Genomic DNA, 25,276 nt, shown 5'->3' on the forward strand with positions numbered 1-25,276 from the left:
CTGGGGGCGTACGGCGGGGCGCGCGCCTGGGGCGCGGGGCCCCGGGTCAGCAGCGCCCCCCGCCGAGCATGATCCGCGCGATCAGCTCCTGCCGGCTGCCCACCCCGGTCTTGGTGAACACCGACTTCAGGTGGTCCTGCACCGTGTACGGCGTCATCGCGAGCAGCCGGGCCACGTCCCGGGTGTCGCTGCCGCGCACCAGCAGCAGTGCCACCTCCTGCTCGCGGGCGGTCAGCCCGTACGCGGCCAGGTAGAGCGGCATCACCTCGGCCGGCGAGGCGAGCGTGGCCACCACCGTCACCTCGTCGGCCGCCGCGTCACCGCGCAGCGCCGATCCGTGCAGCAGGTACCAGCGATCGTCCCGGGTGCGGACCCGCACCGGCGTCTGCGGCGCGGCCAGCCCGTGCGCCGCCCGGCGGGCGTGCTCGGCGGCCATCGCCACGGAGGTCGGGATACTGAGCGAGGTGGGGGTGGGGTCGGCCAGCCGGTCGAGCAGGTCCTCGGCCGGGCCGGACATCGCCCGCAGCCGGTTGCGCCGGTCGAGCATCAGGACCGCAGGCCCCGCGTCCTCGTGGTCCGGCGCGCCGGCCGGAACGTGGCTCGCCCGCAGCGCGTTGCCCAGGTGGCGGGCGGCGGTGTCGGCGAGCTCGCGCTGGCGCCCCAGGTAGGGGCCGCGGTCCGGGGCCCGCATGAACGCCGCGCACCCCCACATCCCGCCCGCCGCGTCGAACACCGCCCGCAGCTCGTCCCCGAATCCGGCCGGCGCCACCTGCTCCCGGAACCGCACGCTCTCCTGCGGGCGCCCCTTGGTCGCCCGGCTCAGCGTCTCCGCCTGCACCCCGCTGCGCCGGATCTTCGGAAAGGTCGCCAGGTCGTCCTCCCAGACCTCCAGCCTGACGGCGTGCTCGTACGCCGTCAGGCTGAGGTCCTCGCTCTGCACCGAGTTCACCAAACCGGTCGCCGGATCCGCCGTGTGCCAGCACACCGCGTCGAACTCCAGCACCGGGCGCAGCAGTTCGTCCGCCCGCCGGAACACCTCCGGCGCCGTCAACCCCTCCCCGGCGAGCTCCCGCATCCCCTCGATCGCCGACCGCGCCGCCACCCCACGAGCCCCACGTAATCCCATGGCGGGAAGCTAACACGCTGTTCGTACCCCCACCCACGCGCCGATCGGCGGGGGGCGCCTCCTCCTTGGGGTGGTCCGAAGGCCCCCGGCGTCATCCTGACGTACCGTCATGTCGGTCGGGGGCGGCGTGCGCCGGGGGCTCAGCCGGGCAGCGAGTCCATGAAGGAGCTGACCGAGAAGACGGCCTTGCCGGGGCCGGCCGGGCCGTAGCCGGGCGGGGAGGAGAGGCCGAACTCCTCCAGGGTGGCACGGTAGGTCTGGAGCAGGCGGATGTGGTACTCCAGCGGGGCGCCCTGGGGGTTGGCCTTGCCGAGCGGAGTGGTGGGTTCGGGGCACCAGGTGGTGAAGCGGGGCACCACGCCGTGGGACATGAAGAAGCGCAGGCCCTCCCGGGTGGAGGCGATGGCCTCGTCGACGGTGGTGAAGCCGAAGGGCTGCGCCATCTCGACGCCGGCGACGAAGTTGGGGATCACGTTCTCCGGGCCGAACACCTCGGTGGAGTCGAGGATGCGCCGGTGCCACTCGTCGCGGCCGACGTAGCGCTCCTTGCCGGGGCAGTACAGCTCGAACAGCCGCTTGTCCCAGACCTCGAAGTTGGGGTGGTAGATCCGCACGCCGTAGTCGTGGAAGCGCTGGACGTCCTCGCGCGGCAGGGCCTGGGCGACGACCTTGCCGATCCAGCGCCCGGGGAAGCGCTCCTCGATGGCCTTGGCGTACTGGCCGTAGAAGTCGGCCTCGTCCCGGCCGCCGACCTGCGAGGTGATGGCGCCGCCGGTGAGGGTGTACGCCTGGGAGGCGCGGGCGGTGTCGTGGCGGTCGATGAGCTCCAGCGCCTCCAGCACCTCCTCGACCGGCTTGACCCCGGTGTAGGGGCGGCCGGCGGCCTTGTGCTGGCGCCAGTTGTGGTTGATGTCGCAGTACTGGCACTCCTCCTTGGCGCCGAAGTACTGGCAGACCCGGAAGACCGTCAGGTAGATCAGGTAGCCCCACTGGATGGTCGGGGCGACCTCCATCACCGACTTCCCGTTGGCCAGGGTGTGCCGGTAGTAGTCCGGCATCGGGGGCAGGCCCACGTCGGCGATCCGCGCGCCGTCGAGGTACAGGCCGAGCGTGCCGTCCTCCCCGGCGCCGACCCGGTACGGCGAGTCCGGGTTGACGCGCACCGACACCACGGTGCGGCGCAGCCCGTACGGGCCGCCGGTGAGCACGACCTCCTCCGGCGGGCGGTTGAGCGCGGCCGCGCCGAGTTCGGGCAGGGTGCGGTGGTCGAAGGAGAAGATGAAGTACGACTTCGGCTTGACCTCGCCGCTCCCGTCGGCGCCGGTGCTGCCGCTGAGGGCGGACTCGTCGAAGGCCATGCCGCCGCGCAGCAGGTCCTCCTTGATCACGGCCTCCCGGGGCACGTCGGGGAAGCGCTCCATGAGGTCCTCGACCAGTGCGGTGCGGCTGCGGCCCTGGGTCTCCATGTGTTGGTACGTCCTTCCTGGCCCCGTTCCGTCGCGGGGTCGTGGCCATTCTTCTCCCCCTTACACCGGCGGGCGCGGCGGACCGATGCATGAGGAGGCGGCGTTTCAAACGCCATACGGGCCTACGTTCACCTGATCGGGTGTAGAAGATCGTCCGGAACGTTTCCGAACCGGCCCCCGCGCCTACGGTTGTGAACCGAGCGAGACGGGGGCGCGTTCGAAGACCGCCCACGCCGTCGGCCAGGTGACGAGCCGTCATGTCTTGCGATCCTTCATCAGAGTCAGAGGAGGCTCCATGCCCCTGTGCACCAGAGCGGGGACACCCTTCGAGCGCACTGCCGCCGCGGCGGTGGGGTCATGAGCTCCTCGGCGATGGAGCGGATCCTGCGCGGGCCGAGCGGCCTGGGCACCGCGGGCCTGAACCTGGCGCAGAGCGCCCCCGCCCCGAGCGCGCCCGCACTCAACACCTCCGTGCCCGGCGTCCCCGCGTCCGACAGCCCCTCCCCGGGCGGTTCGAAGCCGGGCGGTTCCAAGCCGGGTGGTTCCAAGCCGAAGCCCGGCGACGCCATCCCGGGCCTCTACCACCATCCGGTGGCCGAGCCCGACCCGGTGCGGGTGGAGGAACTGAGCCTCAGGATCAAGGCCTGGGCGCTGGACGAGGTCGAGCTGTACCCGCCGGACTGGGAGAAGCAGTTCGACGGCTTCTCGACCGGCCGCTACATGGTGGCCTGCCACCCCGACGCGCCCAGCGTCGACCACCTGATGCTCGCCGCCCGCCTGATGGTCGCCGAGAACGCGGTCGACGACTGCTACTGCGAGGATCACGGCGGCTCACCGGTCGGCCTCGGCGGGCGCCTGCTGCTGGCGCACACCGCGCTCGACCCGCTGCACACCACCCCGGAGTACCACCCGGAGTGGGAGGCCTCGCTGCACGAGGACGCGCCCCGCCGGGCGTACCGCTCCGCGATGGAGTACTTCACCCGGGCCTCCACGCCCTCCCAGGCGGACCGGTTCCGGCACGACATGGCCCGGCTGCACCTCGGATACCTCGCCGAGGCGTCGTGGGCCGAGACCGAGCACGTCCCGCAGGTGTGGGAGTACCTGGCGATGCGCCAGTTCAACAACTTCCGCCCCTGCCCGACGATCACGGACAGCGTCGGCGGCTACGAGCTGCCGGCCGAACTGCACGCGCTACCCGCCATGCAGCGCGTGATCGCCCTGGCCGGCAACGCGACCACCATCGTCAACGACCTGTACTCGTACACCAAGGAGCTGTCCATCCCCGGACTGCACCTGAACCTGCCCGTGGTGATCGCCGAACGCGAGGACTGCTCGCACCAGGACGGCTACCTCAAGGCGGTCGAGGTCCACAACGACCTGATGCACGTCTTCGAGGCCGAGGCGGCCGCGCTGGCCGCGGCCTGCCCCGTCCCGACCCTCGTACGGTTCCTGCGCGGTGTGTCCGCGTGGGTCGATGGCAACCACTTCTGGCACCGGACCAACTCCTTCCGCTACACCCTGCCCGACTTCTGGTAACCACCGTTTCCGGCAGCCATCCCTCTTCCGTTGATCACCCGCTAGGAGCTGACGCATGTCCCTGACCGACGACATCACCACCCCCGCCGACAACGCCGCCATCCCCGGGCCGGCGACTCCCTACCAGGGCGACATCGCACGCTACTGGGACCACGAGGCACGGCCGGTCAACCTTCGCCTCGGCGACGTGGACGGCCTCTACCACCACCACTACGGCATCGGCGACGTCGACCAGGCCGCCATCGGCGACCCGGCCGACAGCGAGCGCGAGAAGAAGGTGATCACCGAGCTGCACCGCCTGGAGTCCGCGCAGGCCGAGCTGCTCCTCGACCATCTGGGCGCGGTTCCGTCCGACGCCACCCTGGTGGACGCCGGCTGCGGCCGCGGCGGCTCGATGGTGATGGCCCACCAGCGCTTCGGCTGCCGGGTCCAGGGCGTCACGCTCTCCGCCAAGCAGGCCGAGTTCGGCAACAACCGGGCCCGCGAGCTGGGCATCGGCGACTTCGTCCGCTCGCAGGTCTGCAACATGCTCGACATGCCGTTCGAGACCGGCCAGGTGGCGGGCTCGTGGAACAACGAGTCCAGCATGTACGTCGACCTGCACGACCTGTTCGCCGAGCACTCCCGGATCCTCGCCGTCGGCGGCCGGTACGTGACCGTCACCGGCTGCTGGAACCCCGCCTACGGGCAGCCGTCCAAGTGGGTCTCGCAGATCAACGCGCACTTCGAGTGCAACATCCACTCCCGCCGGGAGTACCTGCGGGCCATGGCCGACAACCGGCTGGTGCCGCAGGCCGTCATCGACCTGACCCCCGCCACCCTGCCCTACTGGGAGCTGCGCGCCACCTCCTCGCTGGTCACCGGCATCGAGGAGGCGTTCATCAACTCCTACAGGGACGGTTCCTTCCAGTACGTCCTGATCGCGGCCGACCGGGTCTGATAGGTCTGACGGTCCGGGTCCGTCCGGTCCGGGTGTGACGGTGGCTTCCCCGCAGGTACGGGGAGGCCACCGCCTTCGGCTACCGACCGGTCACCGCCGGGTGAAGGTGAGGTGGGTGACGCCGCTCGGACTGGTCACCGCCTCGGTGCGGAAGCGCTGTTCCAGGCCTTCGAGCCCGTCCCAGAGCCGCTCGCCGCGGCCGAGGACGATCGGCACCACCACCAGGTGCAGGTGGTCGATCAGGTCCGCCGCCAGGAAGGCCCGGACGGTGCTCGGGCCGCCGCCGATCCGGACGTCCTTCCCGTCGGCGGCCTCCCGGGCCTGGCGCAGTGCCTCCTCGGGCGTGGCGTCGAGGAAGTGGAAGGTCGTCCCGCCCGCCATCTCCAGCGTGGGGCGCGGGTGGTGGGTGAGGACGAAGACCGGGGTGCGGAACACCGGCTCCGGCCCCCACCAGCCCTGCCACTCGTGGTCCTGCCACGGGCCGCGCTGCGGGCCGAACTTGTTGCGCCCCATGATCTCCGCGCCGATGCCGTCGCTCCAGGTGCGGGCCATCGCGTCGTCGACGCCGGTGTCGCCGCCGGTGTCGCCCTCCCGGCCGTGCATCCGCCGGAAGGTCCGGGTCTGGAAGAACCAGCCGTGCAGCCGGTCGCCGGCGTGACCGAACGGCGAGTCGAGGCTCTGCCCCTCGCCCGTTCCGTAGCCGTCGAGCGAGATCGAGAAGTTGTGGACGCGGACCAGGGACACGGGAGTTCCTCCGGTGCTCGGTGCTGCGGCGCGGACCGGGCCGCGCCTGCTGGACGGCCCACGCTAACCCGGGCGGGAGCGGTACAGCCGTCACGCTATTGTCGTGTCTTCTTCACCCGAAGCTCGCCCTGGTGGGCGATGCTTCGTCCGACCGTCCGGGAGGGGCGGCCGGAGGCACATCCGCACTTGGGGGGACAGTACCTGTGACCGTACGCCGCACCGCCGCCGCCATCCTGGCGGCCGGCCTGCTCGCCGCCGCCGCGGCCCTGATACCGGCGACCGCCGACGCGGCGCAGGACGCGGCCGCGAGCGGCCCGGCGGACCTGCCGTTCGGCTCGGCCACCACCGTCGGCCTGCACAACACCTACGACCCGGCCGCCTACCCGTACCTCGCCCAGGGGCTCGACACCGGCACCGGGATGATCGAGCTGGACATCTGGACGGACATCGTCACCAAGGAGTGGAAGGTCAGCCACTCCAACCCGCTCGGCAACTCCAACAATTGCACCGCCGCCAGCACCCCGGCGCAGCTCTACAGCGGCGGCGCCAACAAGAACCTGGAGAACTGCCTCGACGACGTCCGGGTCTGGCTCGGCGCCCACCCCGGCGCCGGCCCGCTGGTCGTCAAGCTGGAGCTGAAGGCGGGCTTCTCCGCCAACCTCGGCATGGGGCCGACGGAACTGGACACGCTGATCGCCGCCCACCTGGGCCCGGCCGTGCTGCGCCCCGCCGACCTGCTCGCCAAGCCGGGCGGCGGCTCGTACGCCGGCGTGGACGAGGCGGTGCGGGCCGGCAACTGGCCGAGCCGCGCGGCGCTGGCCGGAAAGGTCCTGCTGTACGCGATCCCGGGGACGGTCGAGGAGAGCAACCCCTTCGACACCCTGCACACCGATGTCGAGTACGGCCGCCACCTGCGCGACCTCGCCGCCGCGGGCCGGATCGGCGACGCCCAGCTGTTCCCCGCCGTGCACGGTGCCAAGACCGGCGACCCGCGCAGCGCGTACACGGGCGCGGACGCCGGGATCCGGCCCTGGTTCGTGGTCTTCGACGGCGACGCCGCCACGTACCTCAACGGCGTCGACACCGCGTGGTACGACCGCTCGCACTACCTGCTGGTCATGACGGACGCGCACAACGTGGCGCCCGCCATCAGTGCCACCGACCCGACGGCCGAGCAGGCCCGCGCCCGCACCGAGCAACTGGCCCGGGCGCACGCCAGCATCGTCTCCAGCGACTGGCGCAAGCTGCCGGCCGTCCAGTCCCTGGCCCTGCCCCGGGGCTGACGCCGAGACGCCGGACGCGCCACCGGGGCGGTGAACGCCCCGGTGGCGCAGGCGTGTCCGGCCTCGGCTCGGCTCGGCTCGGCTCGCCTCGGCGTAGGGCGGGCCCGGCCCGGCTGCTTTCCAGGTCAAGTCTGCCGCGAGTACGTCGAGTTGACCCGAGATGAAGAGTTGGATCAGGGCTTTCGGCGGGCCGGGCCGGTCGCCATGCTGGTTGTCATGACCCGAACTCTACGCGCGTGGAAGTCCCGCGCCGCCGCCGTCACCGCCGTCGCCCTGATGACCCTCGCGCCCGTCGCGGTCGCCACCGAGGCGCACGCCGCGGTGAGCGGCTCGGTGTGCCTGTCCGCCCTGCCGTCGCAGGCGCGCACCACGCTCAACCTGATCGCCTCCGGCGGGCCCTTCCCGTACAGCCAGGACGGCGTGGTGTTCCAGAACAAGGAGCGCGTGCTGCCGAGCCAGTCCTACGGCTACTACCACGAGTACACCGTGGTGACGCCTGGCTCGCCGACCCGCGGCACCCGCCGGGTCGTCACCGGCCAGCGCACCCGCGAGGACTACTACACCGGCGACCACTACGTGACCTTCCGACTGATCAACTTCGGCTGCTGACCACGCTGTTCACGCTCCAGGGCTCCCGGTACCCCCGGCGCAACGGGGGACCGGGAGCGCCGCGCCGTCGCCGTGTCACACCTCGGTGAGCGCCCTGCCCGAGGGCTGCGCGGCCGCACACGGTAGCGTCGCGGCACTGTCCGAGGAGCCCCGCGAGGCTCCGTCTCCCGGGAGGTCTCCGTGCCGCAGATCCTGGTCGACCACTCCGCCGGCCTCGCCCTCGACCAGGCGGGCTTCGCCGAGGAGGTCCACCGGCTGATCGCCGAGGTGATCGACACCACCGTGGCGGACTGCAAGACGCTGTTCCGCCCGGCCGGGCGCCACGTGGTCGGCGACGGGGCGGACGGGCGCGCGGTGGTGCTGGTGGAGATCAAGATCCTGGCCGGCCGCAGCACCGCGCAGCGTGCCGAGCTGACGGCCCGGGTGCTCGCCGCGCTTCAGGCCCGCCTCGACGTGCCCGCCGTGATCGGCGTGGAGGTCACCGAACTGGACCGCGAGACCTACCGCTTCGTCCACCACCCCGGCCGGTAGCACCACCCCGGCCGGTAGCACCGGCCCGCCGGGGGCGGCGGACCTCGCCGCGTCCGATACCGCGGCACCCTGATCGGTGCCATGCTGAGGCCATGACAGATCGGACCGGAACCACCCCGCCGCCCGAGGAGCCGCAAGCCGGCCGGAGGCGACGGGAGTTGGCCGCCGCCACGGTGGGCTCGGTGGTCGAGTCCTTCGACTGGAACATCTACGCCGTCCTCGCCCCGTACTTCGCGGCGGACCTCTTCGGGCACGGCAAGGGCGGGGTCAGCGGCCTGCTCGGGGCGTACGCGACCTTCGCGGTCGGGTTCGTCGCCCGGCCGGTCGGCTCGTACCTGATCGGGCGGCTCAGCGACACCCGGGGGCGGCGCTTCGCCCTGACCCTCGGCATGTCCGTGATCGCCGCCGCCAGCCTCGGAATCGCCATGCTGCCGGACCAGCGGACGATCGGCGCCTGGGCGGCGGTCCTGGCCGTCGCCGCACGGGTGGTGCAGGGGCTGGCCTTCGGCGGGGAGGCGCCCAGCGTCGCCGCGTACGTGACCGAGACGGCCCCGCCCCGGCACCGCTTCGCGTTCAGCTCGGTCTCCTACGGCGGGATCATCGTCGGCTCGCTGCTCTCCTACGGGGTGCTCGCGCTGCTGCTGCACACCCTCGGCAAGTCCGGTGTGACCAACGGTGGTTGGCGCTGGGCCTTCGTGGTCGCGGCGCTGCTCGGGCTGGCCGCCGTCTGGGTGCGCCGGGCGGCCCCGGAGAGCGCGGAGTTCCGCCGCGCCCGGGCGGAGTCGACGGGTGCCCGCCCGCCGTTCCTGCGGGTGCTGCGCGAGCACCGCTGGGCGGTGCTCACCGTCTTCCTCAACACCCTGGGCGGGACGGTCGGTTACTACTTCGCCCTGGTCTACCTGCCGCAGTACGCCGCCGCCTACGGGGTGGTCGACCGGGAGGAGGCGACCTCCTTCATGACCGTGGTGCTCGCGGTGGTGCTGGCCACCATGCTGCTCAGCGGCGCCGCCGCCGACCGCTTCGGCCTGCTGCCGGTGGCCCGGGCCGGGTTCGCGCTGCCGGTGCTGCTGGTCCCGGTCCTGCTGATCGGGCTGCGGCAGGGCTGGCTGCCGTTCCAGCTCGTCGCCGTGCTGCTGGGGATGCTGGTGGCGACGGTACTCGGGACGCTCAACGTCTTCACCGGCCTGCTGTTCCCGACGGAGGTCCGCGCCCTCGGCCTCGGCGTGGTCAACGCGGCCACCATCGCCGCGTTCGGCGGCTCCTTCCCGCTGCTCGCCGAGTGGCTGCACGACCACCACCGGCTCGGCCTGATCCCCGGCTACGTCACCCTCTGCACGCTGGGCCCGGCGCTCGGCCTCGTCACCGCCCTGCGGGTGCCGTCCTTCGTCGCCGCCGTGGGGGCTCCGGCGGTCAAGGCGCGCAGCGGTCGGGTACCGTCCCAAAGCGGCTGACGTTCGATCACCTCCTGTGGTTGAGTGGGACGGGAACGAACGTGCGGAAGGGCAAGACATGGAGAACAGCGGTCCGGACGGCTGGCTGACCGGGGTCCGGTTCGAGGAGGCGCCGCAGGTGGACCTGCGCACCGACCGCGCGCACCCGGCCCGGGTCTACGACTACCTGCTCGGCGGCAAGACCAACTTCCCGGTGGACCGCGAGGTCGGCGACCGCATCCTCGGGGAGTGGCCCGGCTCGCGCGCCGCCACCGTCGAGGCCCGCGCGGTGATGCACCGGATGGTCCGCCGGCTGGTCGAGGTGCACGGCGTCCGCCAGTTCCTGGACGTCGGCACCGGCATCCCCACCACGCCCAACCTGCACGAGGTCGTCCAGGCCGTCGACCCGTCCTGCCGGGTGGTGTACGTCGACAACGACCCGATCGTGCTCGCCCACTCGCGCGCGCTGCTCACCAGCACCCCCGAGGGCCGCACCGCCTACGTCGAGGGCGACCTGCGCGAGCCGGGGAGGTTCCTCGCCGATCCCGCGGTGGCCGCCACCCTGGACCTCGACCGGCCGATCGCGCTGACGCTGATCAACATCGTGCACTTCCTCTCCGACGAGGCCGCGCACCCGCCGGTCCGCACGCTGGTCGACGCCCTGCCCTCCGGCAGCTTCCTCGCGCTGACCGCCGGCACCGCCGACTCGATTCCCGACCTGGTCGCGATCGGCTCCCGCCGCTACTCGGAGGCCGGAATCGAGAACCACCTGCGCCCCCGTGCGGGCGTCGAGCGCTTCTTCGCCGGGCTGGAACTGGACGACCCGGGCGTGGTGCTGATCAACCGCTGGCACCCGGAGCTGGGCGAGGGCCCGGTGCTCGGCGACCACGAGGTGGCGGCCTACGCGGGGCTGGGCCGCAAGCCGTAACGGCCTTGCGGCTTAACTGCCCAACGGCTTAACTGCCCTACGGCTTAACGGCCTTACGGCGCCATGGTGAGCCCCGCCGCGCCCGCGTCCCGGCTGAGCACCACCGAGCGGATGTGCTCCAGGGCGCGGGCGTAGTCGGCGCGGCCAGGGTTGCGGCGGACGGCCTCGCGCAGGTCGAGCACCCGGTAGGGCGGCCCGAGGTCGGTGATCTGCGGGACGAACTCGGCGCGGCTCACCGTCCAGCGCAGCCCCGGCCGGGCGGGCGGGGTGACGGTGAAACGGGCGAGGGAGCTCCAGTTGCCGCGCGGGTCCTCGGCGCCGTCGTAGGTGAACATGTGCCCGGCGAGCTGGTCGCCGAGGCCGTAGACCGTCCAGGTGTCGCCGATCTTCTCGTAGGCCTGCGGGATATGGGCGTGGGTGCCGAGGATCAGGTCGATGTCGGGTTGTCCGGGCGCCGGTTCGACGGCCAACTCGCGGGCGAGGGTGAGCTGCTGCTCGTTCGGCGCGTCCTGCCACTCGGTGCCCCAGTGGACGCTGACCACCACGAGGTCCGCGCCGTCCGCCCGGGCGGCGCGCGCGTCGGCGAGGATCCGGTCCCGGTCGATCAGGTTGACCGCCCAGGGCTGGCCCTCGGGCGGCGCGATGTCATTGGTCCCGTACGTGTAGGCGAGGTGGGCGACGGTGGCGCCGCCGGCCCGGAGCAGGGCGGGCCGGCCGGCCTCGTCGGCCGTCCGGGCGGAGCCGGTGTGGGCGAGGCCGACGGCGTCCATGGCGTCGAGGGTGCGTCGGATCCCGGCGGGGCCGTCGTCGAGGGTGTGGTTGGAGGCGGTGTCGCAGGAGGCGTAGCCCGTGTCCTTGAGGGCCCGGGCGACGTGCGGCGGGGACTTGAAGGTCGGGTAGCCGGTGTACGGTCCGCCGTCGGCGCCGTAGACCGTCTCCATGTGGCAGATGGCCAGGTCGGCGCCGCTGACCAGTGGTTTGATGCCGGCGAGCATGGCGGTGAAGTCGTATCCGCTCCCGCCGGCGTCCTCCTTGGCCTGCTGGATGATCTCGGTGTGCGGCAGGACGTCCCCGGTGGCGACCAGGGTGAACGGTCGCGGCCCGGTTGCGGTGGGGGTCGCCGTGGCGGCGGGCGGCGGGGCGGTGTCCGGGGCGCCGCAGCCCGGGAGGGCGAGGAACAGGGCGAGGGCCGCGGTGGCGGTCCGGCGGTGGGGCAGCAACATCGTCGGCTCGTCTCACGATCGGAAGGTGTGACTGGCCATCCGACTATGCGAGGCCCCGTCGACGGACCGCCGGACCCACGCCCGCAGGTCACCCGGGAGGTGCGTCACCCCCTGTACGCGGATGCCCCGAGTGTGGTGACATAGCCATGTCAATTTCGGGGTCGCGCTCGAAACGCCAACGCGCTCGGACTGTCACCGCACTCGGAACGTGACCGCGCCGGCCCCGGCTCCGTGGACGATCGAAGGGGAAGCCCATGCTGCTCCGTGTACTGGCCACGACCGGAATCGCCGCAACCCTGTTCGCCTCGCCGGCCCTCGGCGCCGGCGCGCTCCCGACGCCGCCGGATCGGATCGTCATCGACGTCGCGACCGTCAACGGCTCCGGCTGCCCGGCGGGGACGGCCGCCGTGGCCGTCTCCCCGGACAACACCGCCTTTACCGTGACCTACAGCAGCTACCTCGCCCAGGTGGGGGTCGGCTCGAAGCCGACCGACTTCCGGAAGAACTGTCAGCTCAACCTGCGGGTGCACGTCCCCCAGGGCTTCACCTACGCGATCGCCTCCGCCGACTACCGCGGCTTCGCCCACCTGGAGAAGGGTGCGAGCGGCACCCAGCAGGCCAGCTACTACTTCCAGGGCGATCCTGCGACCGCCCAGCTGAGCCACCACTTCAACGGCCCCAAGGACGATAACTGGCAGGCGACCGACACCGTCGACGTCGCCGCCCTGGTCTTCGCCCCCTGCGGCGAGGAGCGCAACTTCAACATCAACACCGAACTGCGGGTCGGCGCCGGCAGCTCGGACCCGAACAGCACCACCAGCTTCATGACCATGGACTCGACGGACGGCAGCATCAACACCGTCTACCACCTCGCCTGGAAGCAGTGCCCCTGATCCCCGGCGCCTGATTCTCGGCGCCTGACCCCCGGGCCCTGCGCCCGACCCCTGCGCCCGGCCCCGGCGGAGCCCCCGACCCCCGCCGGGGCCGACGCATGCCCTCCGTCGTACCGGTGGTGACCGTCCGTCATATCGATCGTTTCTGCATGCACATGTCTGTACAGTGCTCCGGGTCGACACCCCCACTCGGCAGGCGGAGCTCCATGACGATCGCACGCAGGTCCATTCTCAAGGGCACATCCGCGGCCGGCGCCGCGCTGGTCGCGGGCGGTGCGGCCGCCCAACCGGCCGCGGCGGCGGACCCGGAGACAGGCCCGGAGACAGGCCCGGAGACAGGCCCGGAGGCAAGCCCGGAGACAGGCCAGGAGGCGGCGGGGCCCGCCGCGAGCCCGCTGCTCCAGTCCACCCCGCACCGGACCGGGGCGCCCAGCGTGAGCGGGCTGCACCTGCAGTTCGGCACCGACCCGTCCGCCGACATGACGGTCTCCTGGATCACCCCGCAGTCCGTGCGCCGCCCGCAGGTCCGGCTCGGCTCACCGGACGGCGGCCTCGGCCGGGTCGTCGAGGCGCAGACCCGCACCTACCGGGACGCCCTCGGCAAGGAGGAGGTGTACGTCCACCACGCCCGCCTCACCGGCCTGCGCCCCGCCACCACGTACCTCTACACCGCCGGCCACGACGGTGCGAGCCCCGAGCCGGGCTCCTTCACCACCGCCCCGCGCGGCCGCGCGCCCTTCACCTTCACCAGCTTCGGGGACCAGGCCACCCCCAACCTCCGCCGCCAGGTGGTCTTCCCCGACGGCATGCCGTCACCGCTCGGCAAGTACCCGGTGTTCACCAGCAGCCAGGTCGGCACCCCGCACTCCGCCGACATCGTCGCCGCCGTCGAACGCGTCGGCCCGCTGTTCAACCTGGTCAACGGAGACCTCTGCTACGCCTCCTACAGCGGCCGGCACGGCCAGAGCCGCACGCTGACCTGGGCCGACTGGTTCATCAACAACAGCCGCTCGGCCCGGCTGCGCCCCTGGATGCCCTGCGCCGGCAACGGCGAGAACGAGGCCGGCAACGGCCCGATCGGCGCCCTCGGCTACCAGACCTACTTCGAACTGCCCGACTCCGCGGCCGCCGACGACGCGGAGACCCGGGGCATGTGGTACGCCTTCACGGTCGGCTCGGTGCGCTTCATCAGCCTGGCCAACGACGACGTGGCCATCCAGGACAGCGGCGACCACTATCTGCGCGGCTACTCCGGCGGGGCCCAGCAGCGCTGGCTGGAACGCGAGTTGCGGTCGGCGCGGAGCAGCCGGGCGATCGACTGGATCGTGGTCTGCATGCACCACCCGATGATCTCCAGCTCACAGCACGGCGCCGGCAGCGACCTCGGCATCCGCGAGGCCTGGGGCCCGCTGTTCGACGCCTACGGGGTCGACCTGGTGGTCAGCGGCCACGAGCACTACTACGAGCGCTCCCACCCCGTCCGCGGGACCCTGCCCAACGACACCCGCACCCCGGTGCCGTCCGGCACCGACCTGCACACGGTCGACACCAGCCGCGGCACCGTCCACATGGTCATCGGCGCCGGCGGCAACGCCGCCACCACCCAGGACGACCTGTTCGGGGAGCCCAAGGGCCGGGTGGTCGTCGCCCTGGAGGACGCGCCGCGCCCGCCGGCCCCGTACCGGCAGTCCGTGTGGCTGACCGAGGACGCCCCGTGGGCCGCCGTCCAGGACCGGCAGCACACCCACGGCTTCGCGGCCTTCGACGTCGACCCCGGCGACCGGCGCGGCGGTCTGACCAGGATGCGGGTGACGTACTACACCTTCGACGGCCCGCACGGGGACCTCACCCCGGTCGACACCTTCACCCTGCAGCGGCCCCGCACCGACCGCCACTAGCGACGGGCCGTCAGCGCCGGAACAGGCCGGTCAACGTCCGCCACCAGCCGCGCCGTTGCGCCGGGATCCGGACGGCGGCCGGTGCCTCCGCCACCGCCTGCGCCTGCGCCTCCTCCACCGCCGGCGTGGGTTCGGGTGCGGTGACGGCCGCCGGGTCCGGGGCGTCGACCGGCTTGGAGTCGGGGTGCGGCTCGATCTCGCGCGGGGTGAACTCCACCGGCAGCTCCACCAGGTGCCGGGAGATCCAGGCGGAGGTCCAGGTCAGCTCCTCCTCCGGCACGGCGAGCCGAAGGTCCGGCAGGAGGGTCAGCAGGATGTCGATCCCGGCCTCGGCGACGGAGCGCCCGATGTCCTGGCCGGGGCACTCGTGCGGGCCGGCGCCGAAGGAGAGGTGGGAGCGGTTGCCGTACAGCGGGGTGGCCAGGTCGGGCCGGACGACCGGGTCGACGTTGCCGGCCGCGAGTCCGAGCAGCAGCAGGTCACCGGCCCTGATCTGCTGCCCGCCCAGCTCGGTGTCGACGGTCGCCCAGCGGCCGGCCACCAGCGACATCGGCGGGGAGTCCCACAGCACCTGGTCCAGCGCCTCGCCCAGGGTCATCTGACCGCCGGACAGGTGGGCGCGGAACCGGGGGTCGGTGAGTACCATCTTCAGGGTGTCCGCGATCAGGTTGACGGTGGTCTCGTTCGCGGCGAGCAGCACCACTCGCAGGTGCTCCATCACCTCGTCGTCGGTCAGCCCGGCCGGGTGCTCCAGCAGCCAGGTGACCAGGTCGCCGCCCGGGTCCTCGCGCTTGGCGGCCATCGTCCGGCGCAGGCTCGCCACCACGTACTCGTTGCTGGCGATGGCTGTCTCGGTGCCCTTCATCAGGTCCCGGGCGGCGTTCACCAGCTGCGGTCCGTACTCGTCGGGCATGCCGAGCAGCTGGGTCATGACGAGCATCGGCAGGTGCTCGGCGAACTGGGTGACCAGCTCGGCCCGGCCGGTCTGCCCGACCACCTGGACCAGCTCGGTGGTGAACCGCCGGACGTGGCGGCGCACGCCGCGCCGGTCGAAGCGGTTCAGGCCGTCCAGCACGGCGCCGCGCAGCCGCCGGTGCTCCTCGCCGTCCGCGAACACGCACAGCGGCTGCCAGGCGATCACCGGCATCAGCGGGGAGTCCATCGGGACGTCGCCGTCGCGGAACGCCGACCAGAGGCGGGAGTCGCGGGAGAACAGGGACGGCGAGCGCATCGCGGTGATGTTCGCGCCGTGGCCGAGGATCAGCCAGGCCGGGAGGTCCCCGTGCAGCAGGACCGGGGCCACCTCGCCGTGCTCGGCGCGCAGCTTCTCGTACAGGCCCGCCGGGTCGGCCTCGGCCTCCGGCCCGTACAGGCGCCGGACGCCGCCGGGGCCGAACGGTTCGAGGGCGTGCCCGTGGGCCGGGCAGCCGGGCGGCGGGGTGGGGGCGGCATCGTCGGGGAACGGGGTGCTCACGGGCTCTCCGGGGTCGGGTGGGGTCGGCGGGGCGGACGGGGGGGGGTGTCAGCGGGTGGCCGGTCAGCGGGCGGTCGGGGCCGCGAGCTCGTACAGGTACCGCATCAGGGTCATCAGGGTGTCCCGGCTGGACTCGCGGCTGCGCGCGTCGCAGGCCACGATCGGCACCTCGGGCGGCAGGTCGAGGGCGGCCCGCAGCTCGTCGACCGGGTGCGCCGGCGCCTCCGGGAAGTCGTTGACGGCCACCACGAAGGGCACGCCGCGGTCCTCCAGCCGCCCGATCACCTCGAAGCTGACCTCCAGCCGGCGGGTGTCCACCAGCACCACCGCGCCCAGGGCGCCCTCGAACAGGCCGTTCCAGAGGAACCAGAACCGCTCCTGCCCGGGGGTGCCGAACACGTACAGCACGAGCTGGTCGCTGATGCTGATCCGGCCGAAGTCCATCGCCACCGTGGTGGAGGTCTTGCGTTCGACCCCGGTGGGGTCGTCCACGCCGACCCCGGCCTGGGTCATGGTCTCCTCGGTGGTCAGCGGGCGGATCTCGCTGACCGAGCCGACCAGCGTCGTCTTGCCGACGCCGAAGCCGCCCACGATCACCACCTTGACCGCCATCGCGACGGAGTCCGGCAGCAGGTCCGAGGCGGCCGGCCCGACCACCGTGTCAGAGCCTTTGAAGTCCATGGATCACCGCCTCCAACAGGGCACGGTCGGGAAGTTCCGCCTTGGGGACGGCGGCGCGGGCCTCGATCCGCCCGTCGTCGAGCAGGTCCGCCAGCAGCACGGTGACGACGCTGGTGGGCAGTTCGAGGTAGGCGGAGACCTCCGCCACCGAGAGCGGCGAGCGGCACAGCCGCAGGATGGCCGCGTGCTCGGGCTGCATGGTGGGCGTCGGCTCCGCGCGGGAGACGATCAGGGTGACCAGGTCGAAGACGCCCGGTCCGGCCGGGCCGCTGCGGCCGCGGGTGATCACGTACAGGCGGGCGGGGTCGGGGCCGTCCCACCCGTTCTGGTCGGCCGTCGTCATGTGCCCGCCTCGCTGTGCTCGTTCATGTGCCCGCTCCGCGGTGCCGGGTCAGGCGGTCGCGGTCCCTGTCGCGGTCCCGCTCCCGGTCGCGACCGGGACGGCGCACCGCCCGCCGCTCCGGCCGGTTCACGCGACCACCTCGGGGTTGCGCGGGGGAGTGGCCAGGTGCTCGCCGATCCGGGCGACCAGGTCGCGCATCTGCTGGCCCACCAGTCCGGCGTCGACCCCCTCGTCGGCGAGCACCGCGAGGTACGCGCGGGAGGCGGCCGCCATCAGGTAGAAGAAGCCGCCGTCCACCTCGATCACCACCAGCCGCATCGAGCCGTCGCCGTGCGGGAACTCCTGCCCCACCGCCGCGGCCAGGCTCTGAAGCCCGGCGCAGGCGGCGGCGAGCCGGTCGGCGGTGTCCGGATCGGTGCCGTGCTGGGCGATCCGGAGGCCGTCGCCGGAGAGTACGACGATGTGGCGGATGTACGGCACGCTGTCCGCGAGGTCCTTGAGGATCCAGTCCATGTTGCTGCGGTGCGGAATCACTGCTCGCCCTTCCCTGCCGTCTCTTCACTGGTCTGACCGGCCGAACTCGCGGCCGGCCCATGGCCGTTGATCCCCTCGGTGAACGCCTCCAGCCAGAGGCCGGGCTGCACCGGCTCCTTGGCGTGACGCCCTCCCGTCCCCGGGGCGGGGCCCGCGGCGGGCCCCGCGGCCGGGTTGCCGTACTGTCCGGCGGTCCGGGCCGAGCCGGGGTAGCCCGCCGGGGGGGTCGGCGGGCGGCGCCGCCGCTGCGGCAGGCCGTTCGCGGTGCGCTCGGTGACCACCACCTCGTCGTCCCCCGGGCCCGGCCCGCTCGGCGCCCACGGACCGGACGCCCCGAAGGACGGTCCGGCGGACGGCCCCGCCACGCCGGTCGTCGCCGCCCGCGCCCCCCACGGCCGCGACGGGGCCGCCGACTTGGGAGGGTTCGCCGGGAGCGGCCGGGGGCCGGAGAACGCGCCGATCCCGTGCGCCCGGCCGGTCGGGGGCGCGGTGGTGACCAACTCCTGCGGCACCACCAGCACGACCCGGACGCCGCCGTAGGCGGAGCGGCGCAGCGAGATCTGGAAGCCGTACGCCTGGCACAGCCGGCCGACCACCGCGAAGCCCAGCCGGGGCGACTCGGTGAGGTCGTCCAGGTCCTTGGAGACCTGGGCCTCGCGCAGACTGCGCTCGGCGCGGATCCGGGCCTCGTCGGTCAGGCCGAGGCCGCCGTCCTCGATCTCGATCGCTATGCCGCTCTGCACCTCGGCGGCGCTCAGGTGCACATGGGTGTGCGGCGGCGAGTAGCGGGTGGCGTTGTCGAGCAGTTCGGAGACGGCGTGGATCAGCGGCTCGACGGCCGGTCCGATCACCGAAACCTGGGCCACCGGGTGCAGGTCCACCCGCTGGTACTCCAGGATGCGCGACATGCCGCCGCGCAGCACGCTGTAGAGCGCCACCGGCCTGGTCCACTGACGGCCGGGGCGGGCGCCGGACAGGACGGCGATGCTGTCGGCGAGGCGGCCGGTCAGCGCGTTGCCGTGGTCCAGGCGCAGCAGGTCGTCGAAGACCGCCGGGTCGTTGCCGTGCCGGTCCTCCATCTCGCGCAGGTCCTTGGCCTGCCGGTGGATGATCGCCTGCACCCGGCGGGCGATGTTGACGAAGGCCCGCTCGGCGGAGTCGCGCCGGTTCACCTCGTCGTCGACGGCGACGATGATCCCGCGCACCACCGACTCCAGCGCGCCCCGGAACTTCGGCGCGGCCAGCGGATCGCGCACCTGGTACGACCGGGCCAGGCTGTCCATCGACGCGCCGTACCGGACCCGGGCCACCAGCCTCGGCAGCTCCTCCTTCGCCAGCCGCACCGCCTCGGCTTCCTGGCCGGCCAGCCGCCGCTGCAACTCGCCCACCTGCCGGGCGTGCTGCTCCCGCAACGCGGCCAGCGCACGCCCCCGGCGGGCCGACTCGGCGGCCACCACGGCCACCAGCACGGTGCCCGTCGCCCCGCACCAGAGCACCTCCGCACGGACCCCGGCGGACACCACCGCCGCGGCGGCCGCCACGGCCGCCGCCATCACGGCGGTGGGCAGCAGCCACCCGAGCAGGGGCGCGGACGGCCGTCTGGCGGGTGATGATCCAGCTCGAAGCATTCTCGGCATCCTCAAACGATCGGAACAGTACGGGGACGGGCGACGGCCGGCGCCGGAGGCATGGTGATGCAGCATAGCCAAGTTCAGGACAATCCTGACGGAAGTTCAAGAATCCAGCTGTACAGCCGACTTGTCCCGCCGTGCCGGACATGCCGGACATCTCGCACACCAGTCTCAGCCCCGGCCGGCCGCCGTCCCGCCACCAGGCTTCTCGCCCCGCCCCGCCCGCACCGCCAACCCGCCCCGGATTCGCTCATGAGAAGGGTTTCTTCGCCAATTCCCCGTTCCGAAAGACGAGTTCGTGCTACGGGACGCCCCTGCGCGATTCCCGACCGGACGGCCCAAGGGAAATTCCGGCGGGAGACCGCATCCGTCTGCGCTCCCGCCGTGGCGGCTCCTAAGGTCATCGCATGAACGATCACGGCCAAACGGCAGACCCCCTGGGCCAGACCCTGTGCCGACTCATGGGTGACGCGACCTGGAAGAGCATGCTGGCCGAGGCCTTCGAGCGCCGGCATCCGATCGGCGCCACCCTGCTGCGCCAGGCGGAGCCCGGAACGCACGTGCTCGCCCTGCTGAGCGGGGTGGCGAAGGTGACCCGACGGGAGCGCACCGGAGACGTCAGGCTGCTGGCGTTCCGCGGCCCCGGTGAACTGCTCGGCGAGGTGGCCGTGCTGGACGACGGGGTCCGTTCGGCGAGCGTCGAGGCGATCTCGGACTGCACGGTCGCGGTCCTCACCAAGGCCGCGTTCCTGCGGTTCGTCACGGACCAGGGCCTGTTCCCGGTGATGGTCCGCTACGCCATGGGCAGGCTGCGGGAATCGGACCTCGCCCGCACCGGCGGCGACATCGTGGCCCGGCTGGCGGCCGCCCTGGCCGCTTTGGCCGACGTCTCCGCGGACCCGGCGGGGCCGCCGGGTCGGCGCACGGAACTCGCCCTGACCCGTGACGAACTGGCCCAGCACCTCGGGGTGTCCCGGAACACCGTCACCGCGGGCCTGGCCGAACTCGGCTCCCACCAGGTCCACGCCGGACGGAAGTCGATCGTCATCGGCGACCTGTCCGCGCTCCGGCGGGTGGCCGGCGGGGCGCGTGACTGACGTGGCGCCGGTTCGTCCGGAGGAGCCCGCGCGACTGACGCCACGTCAGTTCGTGTGACGGGCGTCACCAGGTTTCCGCACTGAGCGAGCACACCGTACGGCGTGCGCTCGCGAAGCTTGGGGCACACGGTCCGCACGGGAACCACAAGGAGCACAGATGTCGCAGTCCGACCAGCCGATGCCCGAGGCCAGCGCCCTGCCCTACAGCCGGAGCCGCCAGCTGCCGCCGTACCGGGGCATCGTGGCAGTCGACGCCAAGGACTTCACCGGCTACCCGGCCATCGAGCACGGCATGATCAGCCAGGCCGTCCCGAAGGTCCTCCAGTGGTCCTTCGAGCGCGCCGGGCTCGCCGAGGTCTGGCACGGCCGCCGGTTCCCCGCCTCCACCGGCGACGGCTACGTCTTCGGCTTCGACCCCGCGTGGATGCCGTTCCTGATCCACCCGTGGCTGCACACCCTCCAGGAGGTGCTGACCGAGTTCAACGTGCACTCGGTCGGGACGGTGCGGATCCGGCTGCGGGTCAGCCTCCACATCGGGCCGCTGCCCGACTCCGGCGGCGAGTTCGATGGCAACGGCACGCCCCGCAACGACACCCACCGCCTGCTCGACTCCCGCCCGGTGAAGGCCATGCTGGCCGCCTCCAACGAGAGCATCACCCAGGTCGCCGCCATCCTGTCCGACCGCTGCTACCAGGACGCGGTGGCGGGCGGATTCACCGGCCGCCACCCCGACCACTTCATCGAGGTGCCGGCCACCGTAGAGGGCAAGCAGTTCGACCAGCGGGCCTGGCTGTACGTGCCCGCTCCCTCAGGGAACCTCTACGACCGCCGCATCCTGGGCGACGCCGTGGTCGGGGAGCACGAGCGGGCGCAGGCCGCGGCGGCGGAGCCCTCGGCCGGGCAGGCGGACGGCGGCCGCGCGGGAGGCGGGCCGGTGAGCTACCAGGCCGACCGCGGAAACATCAACAACGGTACGGTGCACGGCAGCCAGCACGTCACCAACGTGGAGGGCGGCCAGCAGGTCACCAAGGTGCGCGGCGACTACGCCGGGCGCGACTTTGTGCGCGGCGACTCCTTCGGGGGCGACTACGTGGCGGGCCACAAGGCCGATACGGTCCACGGCAACCAGGGCGACACCTTCCACGGTGACAAGAAGGGGCGCCGCCGGTGAGCGCCGAGGACCGGGCTTCTGCCGCTGGTCCGTCCGGCAGCGGCACCGACGACCCGGCGCCCGACCGGGACGAGACCGCGTCCGGGTATGCGGATCCGGACGACGTCGACGACTTGGCCGACCTCGACCGGGACTTTCCCGGCCGGCGCTATGTCATCTACGCCCCGAACGGCAACATCAACACCGGCGCGGTGCACGGGGACCAGCGCGTCGAGAACGTCGGCGCGACGTCCGCCCCGGGCGGCCCACACGTGGAGGCGCACGAAGGCCCGATCTCCGCACTGGAGATCCTGGAGGCACGGGCCGGCTTCGCCCAGCCCGAGTGGTTCCCCTCGGCACTGCGGCAGCTGGACACCGGCCTGCTGTTCCTGGCGGGCGAGCCCGGCACCGGGCGCCGCACCGCGGCCCTCAACCTGCTGTCCCAGCACAGCGGGCACAGCGTGAAGCTGCGCGCGCTCGACAGCGACGAGGACCTGTCCACCTGGCGCCCCCGCGACGCCGAGGCCCGCGGGTACCTGGTGCACGGCCTGCTGCCCACCCTCCGGCTGGGCCCGGCGGTGGTCGCCAACCTCCGCCGCCTGCTGGCGGATGCGAGGGCGCGCATGGTGGTCATGCTGCCGCACGACCCGGACCTGCTCCGCAGCCTCGCCCGCGACCTGGACCTCACCCCGGTGCGCTGCGTGCCTCCGCCACCCGGCGCGGTCTTCGAGGCCCGGCTGAAGGCCGCCGTCCCCGACCCCGACCGGCGCCGGCACCTGCTGGAGCGGTTGCGGCCGGGGCTGGACGACCTCCTGGCGTCGGAACTGGTCCCCGCCCAGGTCGCCGAACTGGTCGCCGAGGTGGCCAGGGCCGGCGATGAGGGACCCGACCTCGCCGATCTCCGCAGGCGGCTCAGCTTCCTCGCCGAGAAGGAGGTCCCCGACCTGCTGAAGAAGCTGCACGACGACCCGGACGGACTCGCGTTCCTGCTGGCGACCAGCGTCTTCGAAGGACTCGACCACCGGATCGTCCGGGACGAGGCCGACCGGCTGCTCAAGCTGGCCGACGGCCGTCTCGACTCCGTCCTGCCGACAGGTGGTGACGACGGCCAGAGCGGCGTGGTGAGCCGGGAGGCCCCCCGCCCGAACCCGCGCTTCGTCTTCCGGCGGTCGCTGGACGAACTCCTGGCGACCGTCCGGGCCGAGTGCGCGCCCGGCGAGATCCGGGCGACCTCCCGCTACACCTACACGGTGGAGCCGGTGCGCTTCACCCGGCACCGCCAGGCCGAGACGGTGCTGCGGCACGTCTGGCGGCAGTACGGCGAGTTGTCCAGGCTGCTGACCGATTGGATGGACACGGTTCCCGAAAAGGCCCCCGAGCTGGCCGTGCCCTTGGGGCGTGTGGTTGGTCTGGCGGCCAGCTGGGGTGGCGGTCGGAGCGCCTTGAAACACATCGCCGACCTGGCCAAGTCGGAGCGCGGGCAGAGCCGGAGTGCGGCCGCCTTCGCCCTGAGTATCGCGGGGCAGGACCCGGTATTGGCCAGTGAGGTGAAGTACCGACTCACGGATTGGAGCTACGCACGCAGCTGGCGGCTGCGATCCACGGCCGCCGACGCTTGTGGAAGGGACTATGGGGTGTCCCGGCCGGAGTTCGCGATGTCGCTCCTGCGGCGCTGCTACCAGGGGCGGGAGGGCGACGAGTCGAGGGTCGCGGCAGCCGTCCGGCGGGCACTGCAGGCGTTGTTCGCGGCAGGAAGCCAGGCGCTGGTCCTGCGCCATCTTGCGGCCTGGGCAGACCGTTCCGAGTCCGACGCCGAACTCTCGCTCCAGGTCTTCCCTGCTCTGCTGTGGAATCCGTCCTGGCTCCAGGACCAGCTGCTCACCGACGGCGAGCTCGCCGACATCGTGATCACCTTCATCCGGCGATCGCTCAACGACGACGGCCTCTTCGACGAGACCCGCAGCGCACTGCTCTCCTGGTGCGCCTCGGCGGTCTGGAACGAACCGCTGCGCGCCGCCGTGGAGACGCTGCTGACCGCGCTCGCCCAGGAGATGAGCCTCGGTGAACTGCGCCTGTTCGTCGAGATCGACGCCGACGACAACCCCGACCTGGCCGGACGGCACATCGCCCAGCACGCCCTGGACGCCTGGCGCCGGGGCGAACCGCAGCCGTACCGGCCCGCCCCTGCCGATGGAGGAGCCCGATGACCGCCGACAGCGACCCGCCCGTCTACGCCCGCGCCACCCAGGCGCCGTGGCGGGAGATCCTGCGCCACCGCTGGTCCGGGCGACGCGACCGCGCGCTCGTCCTGCTGGACCGGGACGGGCTCTACCACCAGGTGGGGCACCGCCGCCGCGCCCGCGCCGATGAGGACCCGGACCTGGAGGGCCCGGTGGCGGTCCGGACGGGCCTGCGCGGATTCGACGAGGCCTACCTGGTCGAGCTCGACGAGCGGTCCGGGACGCGGGCGGTCGGCCTGTCGACCCCGTACGGCACGAAGTCGGTGGATGTCCACGTCCTGTGGTGGGTGCACGACGCCGTGAACGTCGTGCGGGCGCGGACCGTGCGGGGCTGGCTGCCGGTCCGCAAGGACCTCGAACAGCGTCTGCGCCAGCTCAAGGAGCAGTTCGCCACCGCCGGGCACGGGCTGACCGAGGCCGAGCTGATGCACTACCTCGCGACGCCCCACCTCCTGCCGCACTGCGGCCTCGGCTACCGCGTCACGGACGTGTCCGCCCGGGAGCACGACGCCGAACTGCGGCTCGGGGAGCCGGACGGGGCCGACGTGCCCTACAACTGGATGGACAAGAGCGAGGACGAGTACGCGTTCTGCCGCCGGGCCGTTCAGGAGGGCCCGGTGTCGCTCGCGGCACTCTGGCTGGCCAGACACCCGGACCAGGTCCGGGAGGTCCTGGACTGGGCGGTCGGCCACGCCGACCTGCTCCGGGGTGAGACCACCTGGCAGGACCAACTGGCGATGATGCTCGGCAAGTTGAGCGAGCAGGAGAGGCAGGAGCTGTCCCGGATGCTGCGCGACCGGTTGGTCGCGCTCGGGCGCCGGGTGCCCGGCCCCGGGCCGCAGGGCCCCGGGCCGGAGTTCGTCAAGATCCGCTCGCAGGCCAACGGCTGGGCAGGCGGCGTGGCGAACGGGAGCCCGGTGTGACCGCCGCCGGCATACCCGGCGGCCGGGTGCCGACCACACCGTCCGCCGCCTCGGGCGCCGCCCCGAGCCCGTCGGCGGTGGCGGCGATCGAGCGCCTGGTGGCCGCCAACAGCATGGAGCTCACCCGGGCCGATGCCAAGGCCGCCGTGTTCCTGGCGTTCACCGGCGCGGTCCTCGGGGTGTTCATCCCGCTGGGCGGGGGCGGCGGGAGCGGCGGCGGATCCGGGCCCCGGGCCTGGGCGGTCCCGTTCCTGTGGTGGAGCGCGGTGGCGAGCGCGCTGCTGGCCGTCGCCTGCTTCGTGGCCGCCCTCGCCCCCCGGTACCGGAAGGGCGAGCGGCAGGCCCCGACCAGCCCGGCCTACTTCGGGCACATCGCTCCGGGTGCCGGGGTGGACCGGCTACGCCGCGGCTTCGAGCGCGGGGGCGGTGATCCGGTGGGGGCGCTGTTGTCCTCGCTGGCCGGGACCAGTGCGATCATCCGGGCGAAGTACCGCTGGATCGAGGTCGGAACCGCCGTGCTGCTCCTCGCGCTGCCCCAGTTCGCGCTGACCCTGCGGCTGGCCTGAGGCCGGTCTGAGGAGATGTCCCGTCCACGG

Annotated in this window: 22 protein-coding genes and 1 pseudogene; 14 read left to right on the forward strand and 9 right to left on the reverse strand. The window is 72.8% G+C overall.

The window, feature by feature from the left end:
• Window positions 1–46: 46 nt before the first annotated feature.
• Together ACFV6D_RS26775 and ACFV6D_RS26780 are read right to left on the reverse strand one after the other, a co-directional pair.
• Entirely contained in the window at window positions 47–1,126 is a 1,080-nt protein-coding gene (locus ACFV6D_RS26775; protein WP_380561356.1) for a helix-turn-helix transcriptional regulator, read from the reverse strand.
• 140 nt (window positions 1,127–1,266) lie between these two features.
• Complete coding sequence (locus ACFV6D_RS26780; RefSeq protein WP_380493028.1) at window positions 1,267–2,592, reverse strand: radical SAM protein; 1,326 nt, start codon at window positions 2,590–2,592, stop codon at window positions 1,267–1,269.
• A gap of 366 nt (window positions 2,593–2,958) precedes the next feature.
• Here ACFV6D_RS26780 and ACFV6D_RS26785 point away from each other — a divergent pair.
• Window positions 2,959–4,128 (forward strand): annotated as a pseudogene (locus tag ACFV6D_RS26785) (family 2 encapsulin nanocompartment cargo protein terpene cyclase); the annotation flags it as partial.
• A gap of 55 nt (window positions 4,129–4,183) precedes the next feature.
• Entirely contained in the window at window positions 4,184–5,068 is an 885-nt protein-coding gene (locus ACFV6D_RS26790) for a geranyl diphosphate 2-C-methyltransferase (protein ID WP_063345938.1), read from the forward strand.
• A 90-nt stretch (window positions 5,069–5,158) separates the two neighbouring features.
• Here the strand turns inward: ACFV6D_RS26790 and ACFV6D_RS26795 are convergent, their stop codons facing one another.
• On the reverse strand, window positions 5,159–5,812 hold the full coding sequence (locus ACFV6D_RS26795) for a dihydrofolate reductase family protein (RefSeq protein WP_380561357.1): 654 nt from the start codon (window positions 5,810–5,812) through the stop codon (window positions 5,159–5,161).
• Between the two features lie 203 nt (window positions 5,813–6,015).
• On the opposite strand from ACFV6D_RS26795, the gene ACFV6D_RS26800 reads away from it, so the two are divergent.
• From ACFV6D_RS26800 to ACFV6D_RS26820, 5 genes are all read left to right on the forward strand, one after another.
• Window positions 6,016–7,095: a phosphatidylinositol-specific phospholipase C domain-containing protein gene (locus ACFV6D_RS26800; RefSeq protein ID WP_380493024.1), complete on the forward strand. Its 1,080-nt coding sequence runs from the start codon at window positions 6,016–6,018 to the stop codon at window positions 7,093–7,095.
• A gap of 276 nt (window positions 7,096–7,371) precedes the next feature.
• Window positions 7,372–7,704, forward strand: coding sequence for a ribonuclease domain-containing protein (locus ACFV6D_RS26805; RefSeq protein ID WP_244293569.1), 333 nt, complete (start codon window positions 7,372–7,374; stop codon window positions 7,702–7,704).
• A 180-nt stretch (window positions 7,705–7,884) separates the two neighbouring features.
• Entirely contained in the window at window positions 7,885–8,235 is a 351-nt protein-coding gene (locus ACFV6D_RS26810; protein ID WP_380561358.1) for a 5-carboxymethyl-2-hydroxymuconate Delta-isomerase, read from the forward strand.
• 92 nt (window positions 8,236–8,327) lie between these two features.
• Window positions 8,328–9,686, forward strand: a complete 1,359-nt coding sequence (locus ACFV6D_RS26815; protein ID WP_380561359.1) for an MFS transporter — start codon at window positions 8,328–8,330, stop codon at window positions 9,684–9,686.
• 58 nt (window positions 9,687–9,744) lie between these two features.
• Window positions 9,745–10,593 (forward strand): SAM-dependent methyltransferase, encoded by an 849-nt coding sequence (locus tag ACFV6D_RS26820; protein ID WP_063345934.1) that lies wholly within the window; start codon window positions 9,745–9,747, stop codon window positions 10,591–10,593.
• Window positions 10,594–10,646: 53 nt separating this feature from the next.
• Here ACFV6D_RS26820 and ACFV6D_RS26825 read toward each other — a convergent pair whose 3' ends face one another.
• On the reverse strand, window positions 10,647–11,816 hold the full coding sequence (locus ACFV6D_RS26825) for a CapA family protein (protein ID WP_380427590.1): 1,170 nt from the start codon (window positions 11,814–11,816) through the stop codon (window positions 10,647–10,649).
• Between the two features lie 254 nt (window positions 11,817–12,070).
• On the opposite strand from ACFV6D_RS26825, the gene ACFV6D_RS26830 reads away from it, so the two are divergent.
• Window positions 12,071–12,709, forward strand: a complete 639-nt coding sequence (locus tag ACFV6D_RS26830) for a DUF4360 domain-containing protein (protein ID WP_063345932.1) — start codon at window positions 12,071–12,073, stop codon at window positions 12,707–12,709.
• A 206-nt stretch (window positions 12,710–12,915) separates the two neighbouring features.
• Window positions 12,916–14,607, forward strand: a complete 1,692-nt coding sequence (locus tag ACFV6D_RS26835; RefSeq protein ID WP_380561360.1) for a purple acid phosphatase family protein — start codon at window positions 12,916–12,918, stop codon at window positions 14,605–14,607.
• Between the two features lie 10 nt (window positions 14,608–14,617).
• Here ACFV6D_RS26835 and ACFV6D_RS26840 read toward each other — a convergent pair whose 3' ends face one another.
• The 5 genes from ACFV6D_RS26840 to ACFV6D_RS26860 all read right to left on the reverse strand — a co-directional run bounded on the left by ACFV6D_RS26840 (window position 14,618) and on the right by ACFV6D_RS26860 (window position 19,267).
• The gene (locus ACFV6D_RS26840) at window positions 14,618–16,081 is read right to left on the reverse strand and encodes a cytochrome P450 (RefSeq protein WP_380427594.1); all 1,464 of its coding nucleotides are present in this window, start codon (window positions 16,079–16,081) and stop codon (window positions 14,618–14,620) included.
• Window positions 16,082–16,144: 63 nt separating this feature from the next.
• On the reverse strand, window positions 16,145–16,762 hold the full coding sequence (locus tag ACFV6D_RS26845; RefSeq protein ID WP_063345929.1) for an ATP/GTP-binding protein: 618 nt from the start codon (window positions 16,760–16,762) through the stop codon (window positions 16,145–16,147).
• A complete protein-coding gene (locus tag ACFV6D_RS26850) occupies window positions 16,743–17,105 on the reverse strand; it encodes a DUF742 domain-containing protein (protein ID WP_380427596.1) in 363 nt (120 codons plus the stop codon). Before ACFV6D_RS26850 ends, ACFV6D_RS26845 begins: the two co-directional genes overlap by 20 nt.
• A 126-nt stretch (window positions 17,106–17,231) precedes the next feature.
• On the reverse strand, window positions 17,232–17,618 hold the full coding sequence (locus ACFV6D_RS26855; RefSeq protein WP_208869028.1) for a roadblock/LC7 domain-containing protein: 387 nt from the start codon (window positions 17,616–17,618) through the stop codon (window positions 17,232–17,234).
• 17 nt (window positions 17,619–17,635) lie between these two features.
• Window positions 17,636–19,267 (reverse strand): sensor histidine kinase, encoded by a 1,632-nt coding sequence (locus ACFV6D_RS26860; RefSeq protein ID WP_380561361.1) that lies wholly within the window; start codon window positions 19,265–19,267, stop codon window positions 17,636–17,638.
• 464 nt (window positions 19,268–19,731) lie between these two features.
• On the opposite strand from ACFV6D_RS26860, the gene ACFV6D_RS26865 reads away from it, so the two are divergent.
• The 5 genes from ACFV6D_RS26865 to ACFV6D_RS26885 all read left to right on the forward strand — a co-directional run bounded on the left by ACFV6D_RS26865 (window position 19,732) and on the right by ACFV6D_RS26885 (window position 25,246).
• Window positions 19,732–20,367, forward strand: coding sequence for a Crp/Fnr family transcriptional regulator (locus ACFV6D_RS26865; RefSeq protein WP_380427602.1), 636 nt, complete (start codon window positions 19,732–19,734; stop codon window positions 20,365–20,367).
• Between the two features lie 157 nt (window positions 20,368–20,524).
• Window positions 20,525–21,538, forward strand: a complete 1,014-nt coding sequence (locus ACFV6D_RS26870) for a hypothetical protein (protein WP_380561362.1) — start codon at window positions 20,525–20,527, stop codon at window positions 21,536–21,538.
• Complete coding sequence (locus ACFV6D_RS26875; protein WP_380561363.1) at window positions 21,535–23,724, forward strand: hypothetical protein; 2,190 nt, start codon at window positions 21,535–21,537, stop codon at window positions 23,722–23,724. Before ACFV6D_RS26870 ends, ACFV6D_RS26875 begins: the two co-directional genes overlap by 4 nt.
• Window positions 23,721–24,680, forward strand: coding sequence for a hypothetical protein (locus ACFV6D_RS26880; protein WP_380561364.1), 960 nt, complete (start codon window positions 23,721–23,723; stop codon window positions 24,678–24,680). The genes ACFV6D_RS26875 and ACFV6D_RS26880 overlap by 4 nt, the downstream gene beginning before the upstream one ends.
• Window positions 24,677–25,246: a Pycsar system effector family protein gene (locus ACFV6D_RS26885; protein WP_380561365.1), complete on the forward strand. Its 570-nt coding sequence runs from the start codon at window positions 24,677–24,679 to the stop codon at window positions 25,244–25,246. The genes ACFV6D_RS26880 and ACFV6D_RS26885 overlap by 4 nt, the downstream gene beginning before the upstream one ends.
• The last annotated feature ends 30 nt before the right edge of the window (window positions 25,247–25,276 follow it).

It is taken from the genome of Kitasatospora sp. NPDC059812 (assembly GCF_042732075.1).
Lineage (GTDB): Bacteria > Actinomycetota > Actinomycetes > Streptomycetales > Streptomycetaceae > Kitasatospora.

What these genes read in the sequence shown, in the direction of transcription:
- ACFV6D_RS26865 (WP_380427602.1), top strand. Translation starts at nt 19,732, where the DNA reads ATGGGTGACGCGACCTGGAAGAGCATGCTGGCCGAGGCCTTCGAGCGC.
- ACFV6D_RS26860 (WP_380561361.1), bottom strand. Translation starts at nt 19,267, where the DNA reads ATGCTTCGAGCTGGATCATCACCCGCCAGACGGCCGTCCGCGCCCCTG.
- ACFV6D_RS26780 (WP_380493028.1), bottom strand. Translation starts at nt 2,592, where the DNA reads ATGGAGACCCAGGGCCGCAGCCGCACCGCACTGGTCGAGGACCTCATG.
- ACFV6D_RS26880 (WP_380561364.1), top strand. Translation starts at nt 23,721, where the DNA reads ATGACCGCCGACAGCGACCCGCCCGTCTACGCCCGCGCCACCCAGGCG.
- ACFV6D_RS26820 (WP_063345934.1), top strand. Translation starts at nt 9,745, where the DNA reads ATGGAGAACAGCGGTCCGGACGGCTGGCTGACCGGGGTCCGGTTCGAG.
- ACFV6D_RS26790 (WP_063345938.1), top strand. Translation starts at nt 4,184, where the DNA reads ATGTCCCTGACCGACGACATCACCACCCCCGCCGACAACGCCGCCATC.
- ACFV6D_RS26845 (WP_063345929.1), bottom strand. Translation starts at nt 16,762, where the DNA reads ATGGACTTCAAAGGCTCTGACACGGTGGTCGGGCCGGCCGCCTCGGAC.
- ACFV6D_RS26825 (WP_380427590.1), bottom strand. Translation starts at nt 11,816, where the DNA reads ATGTTGCTGCCCCACCGCCGGACCGCCACCGCGGCCCTCGCCCTGTTC.
- ACFV6D_RS26815 (WP_380561359.1), top strand. Translation starts at nt 8,328, where the DNA reads ATGACAGATCGGACCGGAACCACCCCGCCGCCCGAGGAGCCGCAAGCC.
- ACFV6D_RS26870 (WP_380561362.1), top strand. Translation starts at nt 20,525, where the DNA reads ATGTCGCAGTCCGACCAGCCGATGCCCGAGGCCAGCGCCCTGCCCTAC.
- ACFV6D_RS26775 (WP_380561356.1), bottom strand. Translation starts at nt 1,126, where the DNA reads ATGGGATTACGTGGGGCTCGTGGGGTGGCGGCGCGGTCGGCGATCGAG.
- ACFV6D_RS26830 (WP_063345932.1), top strand. Translation starts at nt 12,071, where the DNA reads ATGCTGCTCCGTGTACTGGCCACGACCGGAATCGCCGCAACCCTGTTC.
- ACFV6D_RS26850 (WP_380427596.1), bottom strand. Translation starts at nt 17,105, where the DNA reads ATGACGACGGCCGACCAGAACGGGTGGGACGGCCCCGACCCCGCCCGC.
- ACFV6D_RS26855 (WP_208869028.1), bottom strand. Translation starts at nt 17,618, where the DNA reads ATGGACTGGATCCTCAAGGACCTCGCGGACAGCGTGCCGTACATCCGC.
- ACFV6D_RS26835 (WP_380561360.1), top strand. Translation starts at nt 12,916, where the DNA reads ATGACGATCGCACGCAGGTCCATTCTCAAGGGCACATCCGCGGCCGGC.
- ACFV6D_RS26805 (WP_244293569.1), top strand. Translation starts at nt 7,372, where the DNA reads ATGACCCTCGCGCCCGTCGCGGTCGCCACCGAGGCGCACGCCGCGGTG.